Source organism: Mesorhizobium sp. YR577, from assembly GCF_900116595.1.
GTDB lineage: Bacteria > Pseudomonadota > Alphaproteobacteria > Rhizobiales > Rhizobiaceae > Mesorhizobium_M.
The window spans coordinates 1-19,214 of sequence record NZ_FPBI01000010.1 but is presented as its reverse complement, the minus strand read 5'-3'; the positions used below and the strand labels follow the sequence as shown (position 1 = coordinate 19,214).

20 protein-coding genes are annotated in these 19,214 nt (G+C 61.9%); 11 read left to right on the top strand and 9 right to left on the bottom strand.

Features of this window, described 5'->3' with window-relative positions; translation table 11 throughout:
* Nucleotides 1-51 precede the first annotated feature (51 nt).
* The 3 genes from BM413_RS15650 (at nucleotide 52) to BM413_RS15640 (ending at nucleotide 2,961) form a co-directional block, all read left to right on the top strand.
* Nucleotides 52-1,035 carry a YeiH family protein gene (locus BM413_RS15650; protein WP_244537899.1) on the top strand — a complete coding sequence of 328 codons (984 nt, stop codon included), beginning with the start codon at nucleotides 52-54 and terminating at the stop codon, nucleotides 1,033-1,035.
* 31 nt (nucleotides 1,036-1,066) lie between these two features.
* On the top strand, nucleotides 1,067-1,960 hold the full coding sequence (locus BM413_RS15645) for a LysR family transcriptional regulator (protein ID WP_091914641.1): 894 nt from the start codon (nucleotides 1,067-1,069) through the stop codon (nucleotides 1,958-1,960).
* Between the two features lie 80 nt (nucleotides 1,961-2,040).
* Nucleotides 2,041-2,961: a DMT family transporter gene (locus BM413_RS15640; RefSeq protein ID WP_091914639.1), complete on the top strand. Its 921-nt coding sequence runs from the start codon at nucleotides 2,041-2,043 to the stop codon at nucleotides 2,959-2,961.
* Nucleotides 2,962-3,331: 370 nt separating this feature from the next.
* Here the strand turns inward: BM413_RS15640 and metF are convergent, their stop codons facing one another.
* Nucleotides 3,332-4,258: a methylenetetrahydrofolate reductase [NAD(P)H] gene (gene metF / locus BM413_RS15635; RefSeq protein WP_091914637.1), complete on the bottom strand. Its 927-nt coding sequence runs from the start codon at nucleotides 4,256-4,258 to the stop codon at nucleotides 3,332-3,334.
* A complete protein-coding gene (locus tag BM413_RS15630) occupies nucleotides 4,258-5,265 on the bottom strand; it encodes an ArsR/SmtB family transcription factor (protein ID WP_091914635.1) in 1,008 nt (335 codons plus the stop codon). Before BM413_RS15630 ends, metF begins: the two co-directional genes overlap by 1 nt.
* A gap of 118 nt (nucleotides 5,266-5,383) precedes the next feature.
* Here BM413_RS15630 and tsaA point away from each other — a divergent pair, with 118 nt between their 5' ends.
* The 3 genes from tsaA to BM413_RS15615 all read left to right on the top strand — a co-directional run bounded on the left by tsaA (nucleotide 5,384) and on the right by BM413_RS15615 (nucleotide 6,544).
* Nucleotides 5,384-5,893 carry a tRNA (N6-threonylcarbamoyladenosine(37)-N6)-methyltransferase TrmO gene (gene tsaA, locus BM413_RS15625; RefSeq protein WP_091915060.1) on the top strand — a complete coding sequence of 170 codons (510 nt, stop codon included), beginning with the start codon at nucleotides 5,384-5,386 and terminating at the stop codon, nucleotides 5,891-5,893.
* Complete coding sequence (locus tag BM413_RS15620) at nucleotides 5,890-6,204, top strand: DUF2293 domain-containing protein (protein ID WP_091914633.1); 315 nt, start codon at nucleotides 5,890-5,892, stop codon at nucleotides 6,202-6,204. Before tsaA ends, BM413_RS15620 begins: the two co-directional genes overlap by 4 nt.
* A 97-nt stretch (nucleotides 6,205-6,301) precedes the next feature.
* On the top strand, nucleotides 6,302-6,544 hold the full coding sequence (locus BM413_RS15615) for a toxin-antitoxin system YwqK family antitoxin (protein ID WP_091914631.1): 243 nt from the start codon (nucleotides 6,302-6,304) through the stop codon (nucleotides 6,542-6,544).
* A gap of 15 nt (nucleotides 6,545-6,559) precedes the next feature.
* Here the strand turns inward: BM413_RS15615 and BM413_RS15610 are convergent, their stop codons facing one another.
* On the bottom strand, nucleotides 6,560-7,177 hold the full coding sequence (locus BM413_RS15610; protein WP_091914629.1) for an MOSC domain-containing protein: 618 nt from the start codon (nucleotides 7,175-7,177) through the stop codon (nucleotides 6,560-6,562).
* Between the two features lie 78 nt (nucleotides 7,178-7,255).
* Between BM413_RS15610 and BM413_RS15605 the strand changes: the two genes are divergently transcribed.
* Entirely contained in the window at nucleotides 7,256-7,930 is a 675-nt protein-coding gene (locus tag BM413_RS15605) for a methyltransferase family protein (RefSeq protein ID WP_244537889.1), read from the top strand.
* A 19-nt stretch (nucleotides 7,931-7,949) separates the two neighbouring features.
* On the opposite strand, the gene BM413_RS15600 is transcribed toward BM413_RS15605, so the two are convergent.
* Both BM413_RS15600 and tam read right to left on the bottom strand, forming a co-directional pair.
* Complete coding sequence (locus tag BM413_RS15600) at nucleotides 7,950-9,071, bottom strand: beta-ketoacyl-ACP synthase III (protein ID WP_091914627.1); 1,122 nt, start codon at nucleotides 9,069-9,071, stop codon at nucleotides 7,950-7,952.
* 131 nt (nucleotides 9,072-9,202) lie between these two features.
* The gene (gene tam / locus BM413_RS15595) at nucleotides 9,203-9,967 is read right to left on the bottom strand and encodes a trans-aconitate 2-methyltransferase (RefSeq protein ID WP_091914625.1); all 765 of its coding nucleotides are present in this window, start codon (nucleotides 9,965-9,967) and stop codon (nucleotides 9,203-9,205) included.
* 152 nt (nucleotides 9,968-10,119) lie between these two features.
* Here tam and BM413_RS15590 point away from each other — a divergent pair, with 152 nt between their 5' ends.
* Entirely contained in the window at nucleotides 10,120-10,764 is a 645-nt protein-coding gene (locus BM413_RS15590; RefSeq protein WP_244537888.1) for an MT-A70 family methyltransferase, read from the top strand.
* On the opposite strand, the gene BM413_RS15585 is transcribed toward BM413_RS15590, so the two are convergent.
* The 4 genes from BM413_RS15585 to BM413_RS15570 all read right to left on the bottom strand — a co-directional run bounded on the left by BM413_RS15585 (nucleotide 10,765) and on the right by BM413_RS15570 (nucleotide 14,970).
* Nucleotides 10,765-11,517 carry a BglII/BstYI family type II restriction endonuclease gene (locus BM413_RS15585; RefSeq protein WP_091914623.1) on the bottom strand — a complete coding sequence of 251 codons (753 nt, stop codon included), beginning with the start codon at nucleotides 11,515-11,517 and terminating at the stop codon, nucleotides 10,765-10,767. It abuts the gene before it with no gap.
* A gap of 4 nt (nucleotides 11,518-11,521) precedes the next feature.
* Nucleotides 11,522-13,171 carry an energy-dependent translational throttle protein EttA gene (gene ettA, locus BM413_RS15580; protein ID WP_091914621.1) on the bottom strand — a complete coding sequence of 550 codons (1,650 nt, stop codon included), beginning with the start codon at nucleotides 13,169-13,171 and terminating at the stop codon, nucleotides 11,522-11,524.
* 111 nt (nucleotides 13,172-13,282) lie between these two features.
* Nucleotides 13,283-14,044, bottom strand: coding sequence for an ABC transporter permease (locus BM413_RS15575; RefSeq protein WP_091914619.1), 762 nt, complete (start codon nucleotides 14,042-14,044; stop codon nucleotides 13,283-13,285).
* On the bottom strand, nucleotides 14,041-14,970 hold the full coding sequence (locus tag BM413_RS15570; protein ID WP_091914617.1) for an ABC transporter ATP-binding protein: 930 nt from the start codon (nucleotides 14,968-14,970) through the stop codon (nucleotides 14,041-14,043). The genes BM413_RS15575 and BM413_RS15570 overlap by 4 nt, the downstream gene beginning before the upstream one ends.
* A 257-nt stretch (nucleotides 14,971-15,227) precedes the next feature.
* Between BM413_RS15570 and BM413_RS15565 the strand changes: the two genes are divergently transcribed.
* From BM413_RS15565 to BM413_RS15555, 3 genes are all read left to right on the top strand, one after another.
* Nucleotides 15,228-16,160: an alpha/beta fold hydrolase gene (locus tag BM413_RS15565; RefSeq protein ID WP_091914615.1), complete on the top strand. Its 933-nt coding sequence runs from the start codon at nucleotides 15,228-15,230 to the stop codon at nucleotides 16,158-16,160.
* A gap of 89 nt (nucleotides 16,161-16,249) precedes the next feature.
* On the top strand, nucleotides 16,250-17,425 hold the full coding sequence (locus BM413_RS15560; RefSeq protein ID WP_091914613.1) for a CaiB/BaiF CoA transferase family protein: 1,176 nt from the start codon (nucleotides 16,250-16,252) through the stop codon (nucleotides 17,423-17,425).
* Entirely contained in the window at nucleotides 17,422-19,071 is a 1,650-nt protein-coding gene (locus tag BM413_RS15555) for a thiamine pyrophosphate-binding protein (RefSeq protein ID WP_091914611.1), read from the top strand. Before BM413_RS15560 ends, BM413_RS15555 begins: the two co-directional genes overlap by 4 nt.
* Nucleotides 19,072-19,214 lie beyond the last annotated feature (143 nt).

Genomic DNA, 19,214 nt, shown 5'->3' with positions numbered 1-19,214 from the left:
CCAGTCGACATCGCACCGGCTCGGCAAAAGCGGACCATCCGGGCGCAAGTCATGGCGGTGGTGCCGGGGCTTGCATTGACCGTGACCATCGCGGCGACGGGGTTCGTGCTGCGCGAAATCCCCGGCGTCTCGGTCTTCAGCCCGATGATCCTGGCCATCGTCATCGGCATCGCCTTCCACAATCTCGTCGGAACGCCGGCAGTGGCGAAAGCCGGCGTCGTCTTCTCGCTGCGCCGGGTGCTGCGCCTCGCCATCCTCCTGCTTGGCCTGCAATTGACCGCAGCGCAGATCGCCGAGGTCGGCGCCACCGGCATCGCCATCATCGCGCTGACGCTGGTGTCCACCTTCATCTTCACCGTGCGGCTTGGCCGAGTGCTCGGCGTGGAGCGCAGGCTGGCCGAACTGATCGCAGCCGGAACCTCGATCTGCGGCGCCTCGGCGGTGATCGCGACCAACACGGTTACCCGCGCGCCGGACGAGGACGTCGCCTATGCCGTGGCCTGCGTCACCGTGTTCGGCTCGATCGCCATGTTCACCTATCCGCTGCTGCCCGGATTGCTCGGCCTCGACGCCCACGCCTATGGCCTTTGGGCGGGAGCATCGATCCACGAAATCGCGCAGGTGGTGGCGGCAGCCTTTCAGGACGGACAACAGGCCGGCGAGTTCGGCACGGTGGCGAAGCTCAGCCGCGTCATGCTGCTGGCGCCCGTGGTCCTCTCGCTTGGGCTGATGGCGACGCGCCGCGCAAGGCGCAACGGCAACAGCCAGATGACGGCAAAGGCGCCGATTCCTTGGTTCGTGCTCGGCTTCATCGCGATGGTCGCCTTCAACAGCGCCGTGACGATCCCTTCAGAGGCGAAGAGCATGATCGTGATGGCGACGACCTTCATGCTCAGCATGGCACTGGCTGCGATGGGTCTCGAAACCGACATCGCCAAGCTGCGCGCCAAGGGCTTACGCCCGCTGCTTCTCGGGCTGGCTGCGTTTCTGTTCATCGCGACGTTCAGTTTTGGGATGATCAAGCTGGTGGGGTAGCTACCGCGCCAGCGATGGCGGGTCGCCTCCCATGACCCTCGAACAGCTCCGCATCTTCATCGCCGTCGCCGAACGCGAACACGTAACCCGCGCCGCCCGCGATCTCAACCTGACGCAATCGGCCACAAGTGCCGCCGTCGCCGCTCTCGAGGAACGGCACGCGACGAAATTGTTCGACCGCGTCGGCCGCCGCATTGAACTCACCGAGGCCGGGCGGCTGTTTCTGGTCGAGGCGCGCGCCGTGCTGGCACGCGCGGCGTCGGCCGAAGCGGTCCTGGCCGATCTTGCCGGGTTGAAGCGGGGCTCGCTGCATATCGCCGCCAGCCAGACCGTTTCCAACTACTGGCTGCCGCCGCTGATGCATCGCTACCAGGCGCATTTTCCCGGCATCGCCATGCGGCTCACCATCGGCAACACCGAGCAGGTCGCAGCCGCTGTGCATGAGGGGCTCGCCGATCTCGGCTTCGTCGAGGGTGAGATCGACGATCCGATGCTGGAAATAACACCGGCAGCCGACGACGAACTGGTGCTGGTGGTCGGCACCTCCCACGCCTGGGCCGGCCGAAAGTCGATCGCGCCAAGCGACCTGCGCAGTTCGCGCTGGGTGCTGCGCGAGCCGGGCTCCGGCACCCGCGCCATGTTCGAGGAAGCGCTGGTGGCGCTCGGCATCCGGCCTGCCGAGCTCGACGTCGCGCTCGAACTTTCTTCCAACGAGGCTGTGCGCACGGCAGTCGAGGCCGGCGCCGGGGCAACCGTCATGTCCAGCCTCGTCACAAGCGCAGCTGTGGCGGCCGGCACGCTCGTCCAGATGCCAGTCGCGCTGCCGAAGCGTCGCTTTCTCGCCATCCGCCACAAGGAACGCCATTTGACCCGCGCAGCCCGTGAGTTTCTGGCGCTTGCCGCGGGAAACGGGCAAGCTGGCTGAAATCGGGTGGCGTGAGTCGGAGAAGCCTCTTAGGGATTGCGAGCCGCAGCCCGATCAGGGCCGACGGGTTGGGAGCTTCCATGGCCGTTACATCGACAGCAGGCGCAGTGCAGAAAACCATGAGCGCGAAGGATTGGGGCCAGCTTCTGCTGCTCGGCGCCATCTGGGGTGGCTCGTTTTTCTTTGCGCGCATCGCCGTCAGCGAGATCCAGCCGCTGGTGCTGGTGCTGTTTCGCGTGGCGATCGCAGCACTTGCGCTGCATGTCTATCTCGCTGCGCGCGGGCCTTCTTTCCGGCTTGCCCTACCCTATGCCGGCAGCTTCTTCGTGCTGGCGCTGCTCAACAACGTCATTCCGTTTTCGCTGATCTTTCTCGGCCAGACGGAACTCGGCGCCGGCCTTGCATCCGTACTCAACGCCACGACGCCGTTCTGGACGGTAATGCTGGCAAACGCGATGACGGCGGACGAAAAACTGTCGTGGAACAAGATCGCCGGCGTGCTGCTGGGCATTGCCGGCACGGCAGTGATGATCGGACCCGGCGTCATCGCCGGTCTTGGCGGGCCGGTCTGGGCAAAGTTCGCGCTGGTCGGCGCTTCGGTTTCCTATGCCTTCGCGCTGATCTTTGCCCGCCGCTTCAAGGCGCTGCCGCCGCCGGTGGTGGCGACCGGCCAGCTGACCGCCTCGACCATCATCATGATTCCCATCGTGCTCTCGCTCTACGGCTCAACCGGCCTGTTCGGCGCCAGCCTGCCAGTGTGGAGCGCGGTGCTGGCGCTGGCGCTGCTATCGACCGCCTTCGCTTATATCCTCTATTTCAACCTCGTCGCTTCATCCGGCGCCACCAATGCTTCGCTGGTCACGCTGATCGTGCCGGTGAGCGCCACCTTGCTGGGGATCGCCTTCCTCGGCGAACGCATGGACCTTATCGAAGCCATCGGCATGGCGCTGATCGCGCTCGGCTTGGTGACGATCGACGGCCGGCTGTTTCGCCGTCGATGACGCAAAACTGCCGGCTTGTCGCCATAATTTATTCACAGGCGTAACTACGACTTTCGGCTAATGATTTCAAAAACTAAACCCTCCAAAAGGGTCGGTTTTTTCACAATCCTGCCGCAATGCAGCACGTTTTCTGCTTGCCTGTTGCCCAAAGTCCCCTAGACTCTGGCCCATAGCTCAATATTGGAGGCTACATATGGGACTTACACGGCCAATCAATGCATTGATGATTTGTGCTGCGTTCGCTGTTATCGGCGCCCTGATCGTAGGGGTTCTTCCTTAAAGCCGCCGAGCTTGAAGACCAGCACTGACTGGTAGATAAATGAAAAGGCCGGGCCAAACGCCCGGCCTTTTCCGTTTCAGGCAGTCTATGTCAGGCAGCAGCCGATCCGGCCGTATCCACGACGCTCACGGCAGGCGCGCGAATGCCGATCATGTGGCAGATCGCGACCACGAGGTCCGAGCGGTTCATCGTGTAGAAATGGAAATCACCGACGCCGCGCTCGACCAGATCGAGCACCTGCTCGGCAGCCACTGCGGCGGCAACCAGCGCATGGGTCTGCGGATCGCGGTCGAGGCCCTCGAAGCGCTCAGCCAGCCAGGCCGGCACATGCGCGCCGGCACGTGAAGCGAAATTCGCCACCTGCTTGAAGCTGTGAACCGGCTGGATGCCCGGAACGATGGGGATATAGATGCCGGCCCGGCGCACCCGCTCGACGTAACGCTCATAGAGATCGTTGTCGAAGAAGAACTGGGTGATGGCGCGCGTCGCACCATTGTCGACCTTGCGCTTCAGCATCTCGATATCGGTTGCGAAATCGGGGCTTTCAGGATGCTTTTCTGGATAGGCCGCGACGGAAATGTCGAAATCGCCGAAGGATTTGAGGCCGGCAACGAGATCGGCACCGTTCTGATAACCCTCGGGGTGAGGACGATAGGTGCCACCGACGCCCGACGCCGGATCGCCGCGCAGCGCCACGAAACGCTTGATGCCGTAGGAGACGAATTCAGCGATGACCGCATTGACCTCGTCCTTGGATGCACCGACGCAAGTCAGATGCGCGGCGGCCGGGATGCTCGTTTCGCCCAGGATGCGCTTGATGGTGCGGCCAGTGCGCTCGCGCGTCGAACCGCCGGCGCCATAGGTGACGGAGACGAAATTCGGCTGCAGCGGCTCCAGCCGCTTCACCGTATCCCAAAGCCGCGCTTCCATCTCGTCGGTCTTGGGCGGAAAGAATTCGAACGACACGCGGATCTTGTCGCCGATGTCGGAACGCCGGGAAAAACCGTAATTGCTCATCAGACAGTTTCCCTCGAGATGGCTGCGTTGGGTATGGGGTCGGCAATCAGCAGGCGACGGTCACGACCGAGCCAGAGTTTGACGGTGAGCTTGGCTTCGGAGCCGCCGCGTGGCTCGAAATCCTGGGTTTCTTCAAGATCAAGGCCGGCCTCAGCGAACCACTCCTCGATCTGCCGGTCGGAGAAGCCGAGACGCATATGCGCATGCTCCTCGCGCAGGAACTCCAACGTATGCGGCGCGAAATCGACGATCACCAGCCGGCCGGCCGGGCGCAACAGCCGGGCGGCCTCGCGAATGGCCGACGCGGGATCATCGAGATAATGCAGAACCTGATGCATGGTGACGAGATCGAAGGAATCGCGCTCGACCGGCGGCGCAAAAATATCGCCCTGCCGCACCTGCGCGTTGGAAACGCCGGCCTTGTCCAAATTGGCCCGCGCCACCGTCAGCATCTCGCGCGACATATCGATGCCGATGCCGCGGCGATAGAGCGGCGCGAAGATTTCCAGCAACCGGCCGGTGCCGGTGCCGAGATCGAGCATCGACTGGAACGGGCGCTTGCCGACCAGCTTGAGAAGCGCGGTCTCGACGGCGCGGTCGGGCACATGCAGCGAGCGGATTTCGTCCCAGCTCGCGGCGTTCTCGCTGAAATATTCGGTCGCCCGCTCCTGCCGCTTGCGCTTCACCGACACCAGCCGCTCCAGATCGCGCTCGATCTGCGGGTCGCCATCATGGACGCGCGCCACCAGGCCGTGCACGAAATCGCGCGCGACATCCGAATCCGAAACGCGGAAGAAGGCCCAGGACCCTTCCTGGTAACGGCCGATCAGCCCAGCTTCGAGCAACAGCTTCAAGTGTCGCGAAACGCGCGGCTGCGACTGGTTGAGGATTTCGGTGAGGTCCGACACGGTGAGGTCGCCGCGCGAAAGCAGCGCAAGAATGCGCAGCCGGCTGGATTCGGCAGCGGCCTTCAATGTATCTACCAGGGAATCTAAAGTTACCCGCATGGGTGACATCTCTCAAAAAAAGACATAAACATATCTTTATGTGACGACGGCGACTTTTGCAATCACTAATGTCGCTGGCAGGCAAGAAAATGACGTTTCTCTCTTGGGCCGAATGAACATGTTCGAAAAGCGCGACGGCGAGCAACTCCTGGCCGACGATCCGGCGGCCATGCCGGCAGACGGCAGCATCGTGTTCATCGGCCGCATCCGCTCGCCCTGGACGACGCGCGAAACCTGTCCGAAGAACATGCGCACAGCCCGCGAGACCGGCGAAGGCGCAACGCTGGAGGTCGATGAGCCTTACTGCTCCGGCCTCACAGGACTTGCCAATGCCAGCCACGTCATCGTCCTGACGTGGCTGCATCACGCTCCGCGGAATCTGATTGTACAGAAACCGCGCCATGCCACTGACGCCAAAGGCGTTTTCGCCCTGCGCTCCCCTGCCCGGCCAAACCCGGTCGGTCTGCATATCCCCAGGCTGCTTGCGCTCGATATCGAGACCGGCACGCTGACGCTCGACGCCATCGACGTGCTGGACGGCACGCCGGTAATCGACCTGAAGCCCTATATTCCGACTGTCGATCTCATTGCCGATGCGGTCTTTGCCAGCAGCAAGGATGCGAAATGAAAGGCTCGACCGGCCGCCGCCGCGCCATTGCCAAGGCGCTTACGGCCCTGCTGCCGATGGCGCCTTACGCCGACACCGAGCAGATCAGAGCCGATGCCGGGGCCGTGCATATGAAAACGCTGCCGCCGGCAATCGCCGTCTGGCTGGCAACCGTCGCTCATGTGCGCCACCAGCATACCGACTACGAAAAGCTGCTCGATGAAGGCTACGACCGCGATTCTGCGCGCTTCTTCGTGGTCGACCAGACCAACAAGGTGCTCACCGGCTGGCGCGCGACGAGGCTGCTCGACCCGGATGATGAGGATGCCTGACCCGCAAGCCGTCGGGCGACCGGACACGCGCTTGTCGGCCCAGGTCATTTCTGGTTTTCTTGCGGCTCACACGGCCAGCAAAAGCGGAGGCACACGAATGGCGGCGGAGCCTTATCGCCACTACCACAAGGACGGTAGCCTGTGGGCTGTCGGACAGCTCAGCGACGGCCAGCCCGAAGGCTATTGGGAATGGTTTCGCAAGGACGGCACGAAACTCCGCTCCGGCCATTTCAGGGGCGGCGTTCAGATCGGCGAGTGGACGACCTATGACAAGGCCGGGACGGTCTACAAGGTCACTACGATCAAGCCCAAGCCCGCGTCGGCGCAAGCTGCCCGGTAGCCGTCGGGCACTTGGCTAGGCCCGGTAGATCCACTGCTCCGGCACGCGTACCGAAACTTCCTCGTCCTTCTCGATGCGGCCCGGCTTTTCGACCCAGGCAACCAGCCCGCGGAACCGCTTGGCCACCTTCGGAAACAGCAGCGAGCCGGCGTCGCGGTCTGCCATGCCGGCGCGTTCGGCCACCCGTCTGCCGGCAATGCGGCATGGGCCGTTCTGGGCGTCGATCTTCAGCGTCACGCCGCCCTTGAAGAACAGCATCGTGCCTGACGGCAGCATGGAAAGATGCGGCACGCCCTCGAGCAGCAGATTGGCGCCGATCCATTCCGGCCTGATTTCGGCGATGTCCATGCGCTCGGCGACCAGCGCCAGTTCGTCGGGCGCCACGATCGACACCTGACGCTCATTGCGCATTTCGGTACCCCGCGGATACCACGGCTCGCGCCCGCCCGAGCGGCGCGTGTAGCCGGCATGAAAATCCCGCGGAATACCCTGGAACTCGAGCTGCAGGCTGTCCGTCGCCCGTGTTTCGAAATCGTCGCCCTGCGCAACGTAAATGCCTGCGACGCGAGCCGACAGCTTCCTTGCGGGGAGGATTTCGGGCAGGTTTTCGGTGTTGGGCAGGAGATCCAACATGTATTCGTTCCTTGCTTGAAGTCAGTGGAATTTGCCGGACTTGCCGCGCCGGGTCCAGTTCAAAGCGATGATCGGCCCATGAAGACGGCTTATGAACGATCGCGGTTGCGTGAAGGAATCCGCCACAATCCTGCCCTGCTGCCGCACTTTCATGACATGTCCAACAGGCACGGCTTGGGTATCGATATGCATCCGATGACTGCAATCGGGCTTCTATGGCTGGCGTGGCTAGCCTCATGGGTGGCGGCGTCCGCCTGGGCCGACAGGACCGAGAAACGGGTGGGTGTTCGGGCCGAAATTCGTTACAGGATGCCACTCGTCCTCGGCACAATCCTCGTCTTCATTCCCTCACGCGGCCACGCCGCAGTTCCACGCTTCTGGGCTCCGACCTCCGCGGAAAGCTGGGCCTGTGTCGCGCTGGTGGCTACAGGCATTGCGTTTTGCTGGTGGGCACGGCTGCATCTGGGTCGGCTGTGGTCCGGCGAAGTCACGCGCAAGGCTGGTCATCATGTGGTGGAGTCGGGCCCTTATGCCCTGGTCAGGCACCCCATCTATTCGGGCTTGCTGCTCTCGATTTACGCCACCATGGCCGCCCGAGGCACTTTTTGGGTGATCGCCGGTACAATCGCCTTGACCCTCGGCATCTGGCTCAAGGCCAGGCTTGAGGAAAGATTCCTGCGCGAAGGACTGGGCTCCGCCTATGACGACTACGCCCGACGCGTTCCGATGCTGGTGCCCTTCATCCCGCGCTGATCACAAGCGACGACGTACATCACATCATTCTGAGCAGCGCGCCGCCGATGGAATAGCCGGCACCGAAGGCGCAAAGCAGGCCGTATTCGCCTGCCTTCATGTCGGCATGGTTTTCCTGAAGCGCGATGACGGCGCCGGCGCCGGCAGTGTTGCCGAGGCGTTCCAGCACCATCGGCGCGCGATCATGGCCGACCTCATGGCCGAAGGAGAGCTTCAGGATCATCGCATTCATGCGCGCATTGGCCTGATGCAGCCAGAAGCGGCGGATATCGTCCGGCGTCTGCCCATGCTCGGCCAGGAAATTGACGATGAAACGGTGGCCGGCAACGGTGACTTCCTTGAACACCTTGTTACCGACCTGCTTGATCATGTTGCCCTCCATGTTGATCATGTAGGGGTCTTCCTGCGCGGTGCGGGTGAGATAGCCGAGATTGGTGCGGATGTTGCTCGAAAGCTGCGTCCAGGTGCGCGTGTCCAGCACCTCGAAACGGCCGGGCCGCGTCTCGCCCTCGCCGATGGCCTCGACGATCATCGAGGCCGATGCGTCGCCGAAGATGAAATGCGTCTGGCGGTCGCGGAAATTGAGGTGACCGGTGATGATTTCCGGCGTCGTCACCAGAACGCGCTTCTGCGCACCCGACCGCACCAGATTGACGGCGACATGCAGCCCCGCGGCAGCCGAAGAGCAGCCGAGCCCCATGTCGAAGCCCGCCCCTTGCGTGCCCATGGCGTGCTGCATCTCGATGGCGATGGCAGGATAGGGCCGCTGGTGATGCGAGGCCGAGCAGATGATCATGTCGATATCGGACGGCTGCAAACCAGCATGCTCCAGCGCGCGCTCGGCCGAGGCGATTCCGAATTCGGCTTCCAGCGACAGCGCATCGTCCGGACGCGCCGGAATGCGCGGCGCCATGCGGGCCGAATCGAGAATGCCCTCGCGCTCGATGACGTGGCGCTTCTTCACGCCCGAGGCATAGACGATGAAATCGGAATCGGACTTCTGCAGCGGATCGAGCCCCTGCGCGGCGCGGCGCGGATTCTCTGCATCGACCCAGGTGTTGAAGCTTGCGACCAGTTCTTCATTGGAGATCGAGGCTTCGGGGATTTTGATGCCGATGCCGCTGATGATGACGCGATGCATGCTATGCCTGTCCGGTGCGCTCGCTTCTCACGATCTGCTCGCGCACGCTTTGCAGAAACGCGGTCTCCCGGGGATAGTGTCGCAGGGCGGCAGTTTACGTCAGCTTAACCTGCGTGGCAAAGGCAGGCGCTTTACACCCGTTGCGCCACGATGAAAAGCCGTGGAAAGCGAAGAAGCACCTTGCCGTCGGCAGCTGGTGGGTAGGCAGCCGCGATGCGCGTGGTGTATTCCTTCAGGAATTGGCGCTTCTCGTCCTCGTCGAGAGGATCGATGAAAGGCCTCAGCCCGGTTGATTTCACCCATTCGACAATCGCCTCAGCATTCGCCAGCGGATGGTTGTAGATGGTGTGCCAGATGTCGAGCCGGGCAGACTGCGGCGTCAGAAGATCGTAGTAGGACGTGACAGGCGGCAGCGGCGCTCGCGCCTTGGCGATCTTTGCGGCAAAGGGCATGGTGGCGGCCGTCTCGCGCATCTGCACATGCGACTGCTCGCCGATATTGTCCGGCATCTGCACGGCAAGCACGCCGCCCGGCGCAAGCAGGCCGAGCAACCGGGCCAGAACGGCCCTGTGGTTGGGCAGCCACTGGAAGACGGCATTGGCGAAGATTACATCCACTGGCCCGTCCGGCGTCCAGCTGTCCGCATCGGCGAGCGTGAATTCCAGTGCCGGCAGCCGGCGCCGCGCCTCCTCGATCATCGCCGGCGAAGAGTCGACACCGCTGACTTTTGCCTGCGGCCAGCGCGCCGCCAGAAGCTCGGTCGAATTGCCCGGCCCGCAGCCGATATCCACGACATGGCGCGGGGTTTCGATCCGCACCTGCGCCAGCAAATCACGCGCCGGACGGGTGCGCTCATCCTCGAATTTGAGATATTGGGATGCGGACCAGTCTTTCATCGCTTTCTCCTTGCGACTCGATTACGCAGTCAAAATAGGTGATAGCGTCAAATCGATGATGTGAACACGAAGACAGATCGGTTCGAATCTGGCACGGTTGACAAAGCACACATGTTCCTGTTTTGTTCAGAAATTTAGTATTGGAGGCTGACGTGAATGCTGAGGCGATGAACGCAGCCATCGATTTGGCCCGCGCTACTGCTGGTAAACGGTTTGGTACTGTTTTGGCCGACCCGCCGTGGAGGTTTACGAATCGCACCGGCAAGGTGGCTCCAGAGCATCGCCGCCTTTCTCGCTACGAAACAATGACAACCCAAGACATTTGTGACTTGCCGGTTGTAGACCTCTGCAAAGAACCTACGCATCTGTACCTATGGGTACCAAATGCATTGCTGCCCGATGGGCTTAGGGTGATGCAGGCTTGGGGATTCGAATACAAATCCAACATCGTCTGGCACAAGATACGCAAGGACGGCGGCTCGGATGGACGTGGTGTCGGATTCTATTTCCGTAACGTAACCGAACTTCTGCTTTTCGGCGTGCGCGGAAAGAATGCGCGCACGGAGGCTCCGGGACGTAGCCAAGTTAACTATCTTTCATCGCGCAAGCGCGAACATTCACGCAAGCCCGACGAGCAATATGATTTGATTGAGCGCTGCTCCAAAGGTCCATATTTGGAGTTGTTCGCACGAGGAACCAGACCCAATTGGACGTATTGGGGCAATCAGGCTGACGAGGACTATAAGCCCACTTGGAAGACGTATGCCTATAACTCCGCGGCGGAAGCTGCGGAGTAGCTAAAATGAAATAGCGCTTGATGGGATTCCGATTAGCACAAGCGGACAGGGGTTTCCGACACCACGCAAAACACGGTCTTGAAGCTTGCGCCAGTGTGTCGTGGCTTCACCAAACTTGTCGCTGACGAAAGCATCTACCCATGCTTGTCTGAAATCGCCTGTTCGTTCAGCTCGAGACATAATCATGTTTCGTTGACGTCTCGTAGGCGAATATCCGAAAGCATCTAATTGATCGATGTCGTCGATCCCCTGTTCGTCGGCGAAGCGACGAAGCAGGCTGCGCATTTCGTTTTGCATAGAGTCACCACGGGTGATCAGTCCGCCAACTGAGACTGCCCCTTCGGCATGAAGCCGTTTGAAGTTCTCTAGATCGCGATCAAAGAATGGATCCTTGTTGTTCCATTCTATCTCAAGCGCAAAGACTGAATTCTCGGCACCGAAGGGTTTCACATGATCAATCTCATGTGAAAGTGAAGCGACTTCACGCTCCTGCTCGTTCTCGCCCCATTTCACCAGCTTGCGAACGTGAATGTTTCGTTTTCTCCAATCACGATCAGCCAAACCTCGGCGCAAACGTTGCGTAAGCCGCGCTTCGCCACCTCCGCCAGCAACAATTTCTGTTATCGGTATTTCAAGGCCAAGAAGAGCAGCTTCAATTTCGGCTGCCGCCTCTGGCATGTCTACAGAAATGATTGCCTCAGCGTGATGAAGCGCCAGTACGTTGAAGCCTTTTTCTTTCAGGCGCTCGAACATCGTCCTACCGCGTCAGCCGCTTGTAGGTCATGCGGTGCGGGTTGACGGCGTCGGGGCCGAGGCGGCGGATCTTGTCCTTCTCGTAATCCTCGAAGTTGCCCTCGAACCATTCGACATGGCTGTCGCCTTCGAACGCCAGCATATGCGTCGCCATGCGGTCGAGGAACATGCGATCGTGCGAGATGATGACGGCACAGCCGGCGTAATTTTCCAGTGCGTCTTCCAGTGCCGCCAGCGTTTCGGTGTCGAGATCGTTAGTCGGTTCGTCGAGGAGGAGGACGTTGCCGCCGGTCTTCAGCATCTTGGCGAGGTGCACGCGGTTGCGCTGGCCGCCGGAGAGATTGCCTACCTTCTGCTGCTGGTCGCCGCCACGGAAGTTGAACGACGAGCAATAGGCGCGGGTGTTGGCCTCGAACTTGCCGAGCTTGACCACTTCGGCGCCGCCGGAGATTTCCTCCCATACGGTCTTGTTCGGGTCGAGCGCGTCGCGGCTCTGGTCGACATAACCGAGCTTCACTGTTTCGCCGACGCGGATCGAGCCGGAATCGGGCGTCTCCTGACCGGTGATCATCTTGAACAGCGTGGTCTTGCCGGCGCCGTTCGGGCCGATGACGCCGACGATGCCGCCGGGCGGCAGCTTGAAGGTCAGGTCCTCGATCAGCAGTTCGTCGCCAAAACCCTTGTTGAGGTCGGCAACCTCGATGACGACATTGCCGAGGCGCTCGCCATGCGGAATGACGATCTGCGTGTCGCTGGGACGGCGCTTGTCGGCCTGCTCCAGCAAATCCTCGAACGCCTGGATACGAGCCTTGGACTTGGTCTGGCGCGCCTTGGGGCTGGAAGAAATCCACTCGCGCTCGCGGTTGATGGCGCGCTGGCGCGCATCGTCTTCGCGGCCTTCCTGCTTGAGACGCTTGGCCTTGGCTTCGAGATAGGCGGTGTAGTTGCCCTCATAAGGAATGCCGCGGCCACGGTCGAGCTCGAGGATCCAGCCGGTGACGTTGTCGAGGAAGTAGCGATCGTGGGTGATGAGCAGCACCGCACCCTTGTAGGCGCGCAGATGCTTTTCCAGCCAGGCCGTGGTCTCGGCGTCGAGATGGTTGGTCGGTTCGTCGAGCAGCAGAAGGTCCGGCTCGCTGAGCAGCAGCTTGCACAGAGCGACGCGGCGGCGCTCACCGCCCGAAAGCTTGGTCACTTCCGAGTCCTTGGGCGGGCAGGCCAGCGCTTCCATCGCCATCTCGACCTGCTGTTCCAGGTCCCAGAGGTTCAGCCGGTCCATATCGTCCTGAAGACGCGCCGACTCGTCGGCGGTCTCGTCGGAATAGTTCATCATCAGCTCATTGTAGCGCTCGATGATGGCCGTCTTCTTGGCGACGCCTTCCATGATGTTTTCGAAGACCGTCTTGGTCGCATCGAGCTGCGGCTCCTGGGCCAGGTAGCCGACGGTCGCACCCTCGGCGAGCCACGCTTCGCCGTTCCACTCCTTGTCGAGACCGGCCATGATCTTGAGCACGGTCGACTTGCCGGCGCCGTTCGGGCCCAGAATGCCGATCTTGGCGTCCGGGTAGAAGGAGAGATGGAGGTTTTCGAGGACTTTCTTGGTGCCGTAGGCCTTGTTGAGCCCGGCCATGTGATAGATGAACTGGCGTGCCACGCTTGGCTAATCCCTGATCTGTTTGCGGAGGTTGCGCGCTATGTAGGCGATGCAGGGCGAAACGGCAAATGCTTTTGGGGGAGCCGTAGCCATCTACAGCGCGCTTCCCCCTCACACCTTAATCCGCCACCCCGTCTTGAATATCCACCACACGGCAACCAGACACGCCGCAAGAAACGCCAGCGTCATGCCGAGGCTGACGCCGATATTAACGTCGGCCACGCCGTAAAAGCTCCAGCGGAAGCCGCTGACCAGATAGAGCACCGGGTTGAACAGCGTCACCTTCTGCCAGAAGGGCGGCAGCATATCGATGGAATAGAAGCTGCCGCCGAGGAAGGTCAGCGGCGTCACGATCAGCAGCGGCACCAGTTGCAGCTTTTCGAAACCGTCGGCCCAGATGCCGATAAGGAAGCCGAACAGGCTGAACGTCACCGCCGTCAGCACGAGGAACAGCATCATCCACAGCGGATGCTCGATGTGCAGCGGCACGAAGAGCGCTGCGGTCGCAAGGATGATCAGCCCGAGGATGATGGATTTTGTCGCGGCAGCACCCACATAGCTGACGACGATTTCCAGCGAGGAAACCGGCGCGGACAGCAACTCATAGATCGTGCCGACGAACTTTGGAAAATAGATGCCGAAGGAGGCGTTGGAGATGCTCTGCGTCAAAAGCGAAAGCATGATCAGCCCCGGCACGATGAAAGAGCCGTAGCTGACGCCGCCGATCTCCTTCATATGCGAGCCGATGGCCGAGCCGAAGACGACGAAATAGAGCGAGGTCGAGATGACCGGCGAGACGATGCTTTGCAGCAGCGTGCGCCATGTGCGGGCCATTTCGAACAGATAGATCGCGCGGATGGCGTAAAAGTTCATGACCGCTGCTCCCGCACCAGGCTTACAAAGATTTCTTCCAGCGAATTCTGCTTGGTTTGCAAATCCCGGAAGCGGATGCCCGCTTCGTTGAGGTCGCGCAGCAGCGTGGTTATGCCGGTGCGCTCCTGCTGCGTATCGTAGGTGTAGGTCAGCTCGTCGCCATCCGGCGACAGTTCCAGCCCGTGCTTTTCAAGTGCTGCGGGAATGGTTTCGAGCTTGCCCTGCAACTGAAGCGTCAGCTGCTTCTTGCCGAGCTTGCGCATCAGCTCGGCCTTTTCTTCAACCAGAATGATCTCGCCATGACTGATGACACCGACGCGGTCGGCCATCTGCTCAGCCTCCTCGATGTAGTGCGTGGTGAGGATGATGGTGACGCCGGTATCGCGCAGCGAGCGCACGACCTCCCACATGTCACGCCGGAGTTCGACATCGACGCCCGCGGTCGGCTCGTCGAGGAACAGGATCTGCGGCTCGTGCGACAGCGCCTTGGCAATCATCACCCGGCGCTTCATGCCGCCGGAAAGGGTGATGATCTTGCTGTCCTTCTTGTCCCACAGCGAAAGTTCGCGCAGAACCTTCTCGATATGGGCCGGGTTCTTCGGCTTGCCGAACAGGCCGCGGCTGAAGCTGACCGTCGCCCACACCGTCTCGAAGGCGTCGGTCGTCAGTTCCTGCGGCACCAGCCCGATCCGCGAGCGCGCGGCGCGGTAATCCCTAATGATGTCGTGGCCGTCGGCCACCACCGTGCCCTCGCTCGGATTGACGATGCCGCAGATGATGCTGATCAGCGTCGTCTTGCCCGCCCCGTTGGGGCCGAGCAGCGCAAAAATCTCACCCTTGCGGATTTCGAGATTGATGTCCTTCAGCGCCTTGAAGCCCGTGGCGTAGGTCTTGGAGAGATGGGAAACGGAAATGATCGGCTGCATGACAGTGCCTGTTGATGGCCGCATTCGCGGGTGCTTTGGAGAATGTGGCGGAGAAGTCCGGGGGCCGACTTGGGAAGCGAATGGAATATATGGTTCGCATTTCGATGCACAAGGGCAAACCGAAGGCCTCCTGACATCATTGGTGCAGAAAAAACATCCAAAGTTCAGTCATGAAATCCAAGGTCGGTGGATGGCAGCGCACGCTCCCTTGACGCGCCCATCGCCGTGGCCAACAGTCCGCAATCGAGGGAGAAATCATGCCATTCGACAGCCAAAGGCTTCATGAGTCGCCAACCGGCGCAAAGCTGAACCTTTATATGAAGCGCGCCAAGGGTGCGCCGCGCGGCGTGATCCAGATCAACCATGGCCTGGCCGAACATGCCGCCCGCTACGCGCGCTTCGCCGACTTCATGGCTGCGCGCGGCTTTCACACCTATGCGCATGACCATCGCGGCCACGGCTACACCAAGGCGCCGGATGCGCCGCAGGGCATCTTCGGCACGCCCGACGGCGGCGATAAGGTGATCGCCGACATAGCCTCCATCCACGAGTTGATCCGCAAGGAGCAGCCATGGCTGCCGATCATCATTTTCGGCCATTCGATGGGCGGCATGATCACGCTCAACTATGTCATGCGCCATCCCGAGGGGCTGCGCGGCGCGGCCATCTGGAACGCCAGCTTCTCGGCCGGGCTGCTTGGCCGGCTGGCACAGGCGATCCTTGCCTATGAGCGCTTCCGTCTCGGCTCCGACGTGCCGTCGCGGATATTGCCGAGGCTGACCTTTCAGGCCTGGGCGACGAAAATCCCCAACCACCGCACCGGGTTCGACTGGCTGTCGCGCGACCCGGTCGAGGTCGAAAAATATGTCGCCGACCCGCTCTGCGGCTGGGATGCCAGCGTGTCGCTATGGCAGGATCTGTTCGGCTTTGTCTTCCATGGCGCCGATGACGCCAATTTTGCGAACGTGCCGAAGGACCTGCCGTTCAATATCGTCGGCGGCGAAAAGGACCCGGCGACCGATGGCGGCAAGGCCATAACCGACCTTGCCGGCCGCATGGAGCGGCAGGGCTTTTCGAATCTGGTTTCAAAGGTTTACGGGCAAACCCGCCACGAAAGCCTGAACGAGGTTAATCGCGATCTCGTCATGGAAGAGTTCGCCGCCTGGGCCGAGCAGGTGGTGAGAAAATAGCGCCGGCACAGGCTGGCACAGCGCATCGGCGGTGACAGGCCGGCGCAAGATTGTTACAGCGTGCCAGCATCGCAACCGTCAGGTCCTTCATGGCTCAACCTCCCCTTCACGGCATCCGCGTCATCGAACTTGCCCGCATCCTCGCTGGCCCATGGGCGGGCCAGTTGCTGGCCGACCTCGGCGCTGACGTCATCAAGGTCGAGAGCCCGGACGGCGGCGACGACACCCGCAAATGGGGCCCGCCCTTCGTCGAAGGCCATGACGGCGAGAACCTTTCGGCCGCCTATTACCATTCCTGCAATCGCGGCAAGCGCTCGATCGCCGTCGATTTCTCGACGCCGGAAGGTGCCGAGACGGTCAAAAAGCTCGTCGCCACGGCGGACGTGCTGATCGAGAATTTCAAGCTCGGCGGCTTGAGGAAATACGGCCTCGATTATGAAAGCCTGAAGGCGGTCAACCCGCGCCTCGTTTATTGCTCGATCACCGGCTTCGGCCAGGACGGCCCCTACGCGCCTCGCGCCGGCTACGACTTCATCGTCCAGGGCATGTCGGGGCTGATGTCGATCACCGGACCGGCCGGCGGCGAACCGCAGAAGGTGGGCGTTGCCGTTACTGACATCTTCACCGGCCTCTACTCTGTCGTCGCCATCCAGGCCGCATTGCGCCATGCCGAGGCGACCGGCCAGGGCCAGCAGATCGACATGGCGCTGCTCGACGCGCAGATGTCCGTGCTTGCCAACCAGAACCTGAACTATCTCGTCTCGGGCGTTCCGCCGAAACAGATGGGCAATGCCCATCCCAACATCGCGCCTTATGAAGTGCTGCCGGCCAAGGACGGTCATTTCATTCTCGCTGTCGGCAATGACGGGCAGTTCCGCAAATTCTGCGCCGTCGTCGGGCTGGATGCCATGGGTACCGACCCGCTCTACGCGACCAATGCCGCGCGCGTAGCGAACCGCGTCACCCTGCGCGAAGCCATGGTTGCCGCCCTGGCAAAATTCGAGCGCGAGGCGCTGCTAGCCGAACTGGAAAGGGCTGGCGTGCCGGCAAGCCCGATCAACACCATCGGCGAGGCATTCGCCGACCCGCAGGCGATCGCGCGCGGCATGCGGCTCGATCTCGACGATGGACATGGCAACAAGCTGCCGTCTGTGCGCGCGCCGATGGTTATGTCGCAGACGCCGCTGGTCTATGAGCGGCCCTCGCCGCGCCTTGGCGAGCATACGGCGGAAATTCTGGCGGAACTGGAGAAGGCAGGCGGATGAAGACTGGCGGAAAACTGATCGTCGAAGCCCTCGAAGCCAATGGCGTCGACCGCATGTATTGCGTGCCCGGCGAATCCTATCTCGCAGTGCTCGACGCGCTCTACGATTCCTCCATCAAGAGCATCGTCTGCCGCCAGGAAGGCGGTGCCACAATGATGGCCGACTGCCACGGCAGGCTGACGGGCAAGCCGGGTATCTGCTTCGTCACGCGCGGTCCCGGCGCGACCAATGCCTCGGCCGGCATTCACATCGCCATGCAGGATTCCATCCCGCTCATCATGTTCATCGGCCAGGTTGCGAGCCATGCCCGCGAGCGCGAAGCCTTTCAGGAAGTCGACTACCGCGCCTTCTTCGGCCCGATCGCCAAATGGGCGACCGAGATCAACGACGCCGCGCGCATCCCCGAAATCCTGACGCGCGCCTTCTCCATCGCCACATCCGGCCGCCCCGGCCCGGTGGTGATCGCACTGCCGGAAGACATGCTGACGAGCGAGGTGGAAGCGCCTGCCGCCCTGCCCTTCACGCCGGTCGAAACGCGGCCCGGAGAGGCGGAACTGGCCGAACTGGAACGGCTGCTCACCGGCGCCAAACGCCCCTTCGCGATCCTCGGCGGCTCGGGCTGGAACGAGGGGGCCGTCGCCGGCTTCCAGGAGATTTCCGAATCCTGGTCGCTGCCGGTCGGCGTTTCCTTCCGCCGCCAGATGCTGTTCGACCATCTGCACCCGAACTACGCCGGCGATGTCGGCATCGGCATCAATCCGAAGCTTGCTGCCCGCATCAAGGAAGCGGACCTGATCCTGCTGGTCGGCGGGCGCTTCGGCGAAATGCCCTCGTCCGACTACACGCTGATGAAGAGCCCCTACCCGGACCAGACCCTGGTGCATGTCCACCCCGACACCAGCGAGCTTGGCCGCGTTTATCGCCCAACACTCGCCATCAATGCCTCGCCGACCGCGTTCACGCAGGCTTTCGCCAAGAAAAAAGGGCCGTCGTCTCCGGGATGGGCAGAGGCAACGGCTACGGCCCATGCAGACTATCTCGCATGGTCGACACCGCCAGAAACCGGACCCGGCGCGGTGCAGATGGGTCCGATCATGACCTATCTGGAAAAGGTGCTGCCTGAAGACGCGATCCTGACCAACGGTGCGGGCAACTACGCCACCTGGGTGCATCGTTTCCATCGCTTCCGCCGCTTCGCCACGCAGGGCGCGCCGACATCCGGCTCGATGGGCTACGGCACACCGGCTGCGGTCGCAGCCAAGGGGCTGTTTCCAGAGCGCGAGGTGGTCTGCTTTGCCGGCGACGGCTGCTTCCTGATGAACGGGCAGGAATTCGCCACCGCCGTGCAATATGATCTGCCGATCATCGTCATCGTCGTCAACAACGGCATCTACGGCACCATCCGCATGCATCAGGAGCGCGAATATCCCGGCCGCGTCGAAGCGACGGACCTGAAGAACCCGGATTTCGCCGCACTCGCCCGCGCCTATGGCGGCCATGGCGAGACAGTTGAAAAGACCGCCGACTTTGCTGCGGCGTTCGAGCGCGCAAGGGCGAGCGGCAGGCCGGCTATCATCGAGATAAAGCTCGACCCGGAGGCGATCACGCCGGCGCGGACGCTGACGGATATTCGCGAGAAGCGGTAGGGTTTAGCTGCAGGAGCCCTCAGCAAGAGCCCCCTCTCCGTCGCGCTTCGCGCGCCACCTCTTGGATGTTTGAGTTGCGGTATAGACTGGATTGCCGGGTGGGTAGCAGCCCACCTGGCATCCGGTTGTCGGATCGTCCATCT

Coding starts and splice junctions, on each gene's coding strand:
- BM413_RS15650 (WP_244537899.1), top strand. CDS start 52: ATGGCGGTGGTGCCGGGGCTTGCATTGACCGTGACCATCGCGGCGACG.
- BM413_RS15645 (WP_091914641.1), top strand. CDS start 1,067: ATGACCCTCGAACAGCTCCGCATCTTCATCGCCGTCGCCGAACGCGAA.
- BM413_RS15640 (WP_091914639.1), top strand. CDS start 2,041: ATGGCCGTTACATCGACAGCAGGCGCAGTGCAGAAAACCATGAGCGCG.
- metF (WP_091914637.1), bottom strand. CDS start 4,258: ATGAGCAATTACGGTTTTTCCCGGCGTTCCGACATCGGCGACAAGATC.
- BM413_RS15630 (WP_091914635.1), bottom strand. CDS start 5,265: ATGCGGGTAACTTTAGATTCCCTGGTAGATACATTGAAGGCCGCTGCC.
- tsaA (WP_091915060.1), top strand. CDS start 5,384: ATGTTCGAAAAGCGCGACGGCGAGCAACTCCTGGCCGACGATCCGGCG.
- BM413_RS15620 (WP_091914633.1), top strand. CDS start 5,890: ATGAAAGGCTCGACCGGCCGCCGCCGCGCCATTGCCAAGGCGCTTACG.
- BM413_RS15615 (WP_091914631.1), top strand. CDS start 6,302: ATGGCGGCGGAGCCTTATCGCCACTACCACAAGGACGGTAGCCTGTGG.
- BM413_RS15610 (WP_091914629.1), bottom strand. CDS start 7,177: ATGTTGGATCTCCTGCCCAACACCGAAAACCTGCCCGAAATCCTCCCC.
- BM413_RS15605 (WP_244537889.1), top strand. CDS start 7,256: ATGAAGACGGCTTATGAACGATCGCGGTTGCGTGAAGGAATCCGCCAC.
- BM413_RS15600 (WP_091914627.1), bottom strand. CDS start 9,071: ATGCATCGCGTCATCATCAGCGGCATCGGCATCAAAATCCCCGAAGCC.
- tam (WP_091914625.1), bottom strand. CDS start 9,967: ATGAAAGACTGGTCCGCATCCCAATATCTCAAATTCGAGGATGAGCGC.
- BM413_RS15585 (WP_091914623.1), bottom strand. CDS start 11,517: ATGTTCGAGCGCCTGAAAGAAAAAGGCTTCAACGTACTGGCGCTTCAT.
- BM413_RS15575 (WP_091914619.1), bottom strand. CDS start 14,044: ATGAACTTTTACGCCATCCGCGCGATCTATCTGTTCGAAATGGCCCGC.
- BM413_RS15570 (WP_091914617.1), bottom strand. CDS start 14,970: ATGCAGCCGATCATTTCCGTTTCCCATCTCTCCAAGACCTACGCCACG.
- BM413_RS15565 (WP_091914615.1), top strand. CDS start 15,228: ATGCCATTCGACAGCCAAAGGCTTCATGAGTCGCCAACCGGCGCAAAG.
- BM413_RS15560 (WP_091914613.1), top strand. CDS start 16,250: ATGGCTCAACCTCCCCTTCACGGCATCCGCGTCATCGAACTTGCCCGC.
- BM413_RS15555 (WP_091914611.1), top strand. CDS start 17,422: ATGAAGACTGGCGGAAAACTGATCGTCGAAGCCCTCGAAGCCAATGGC.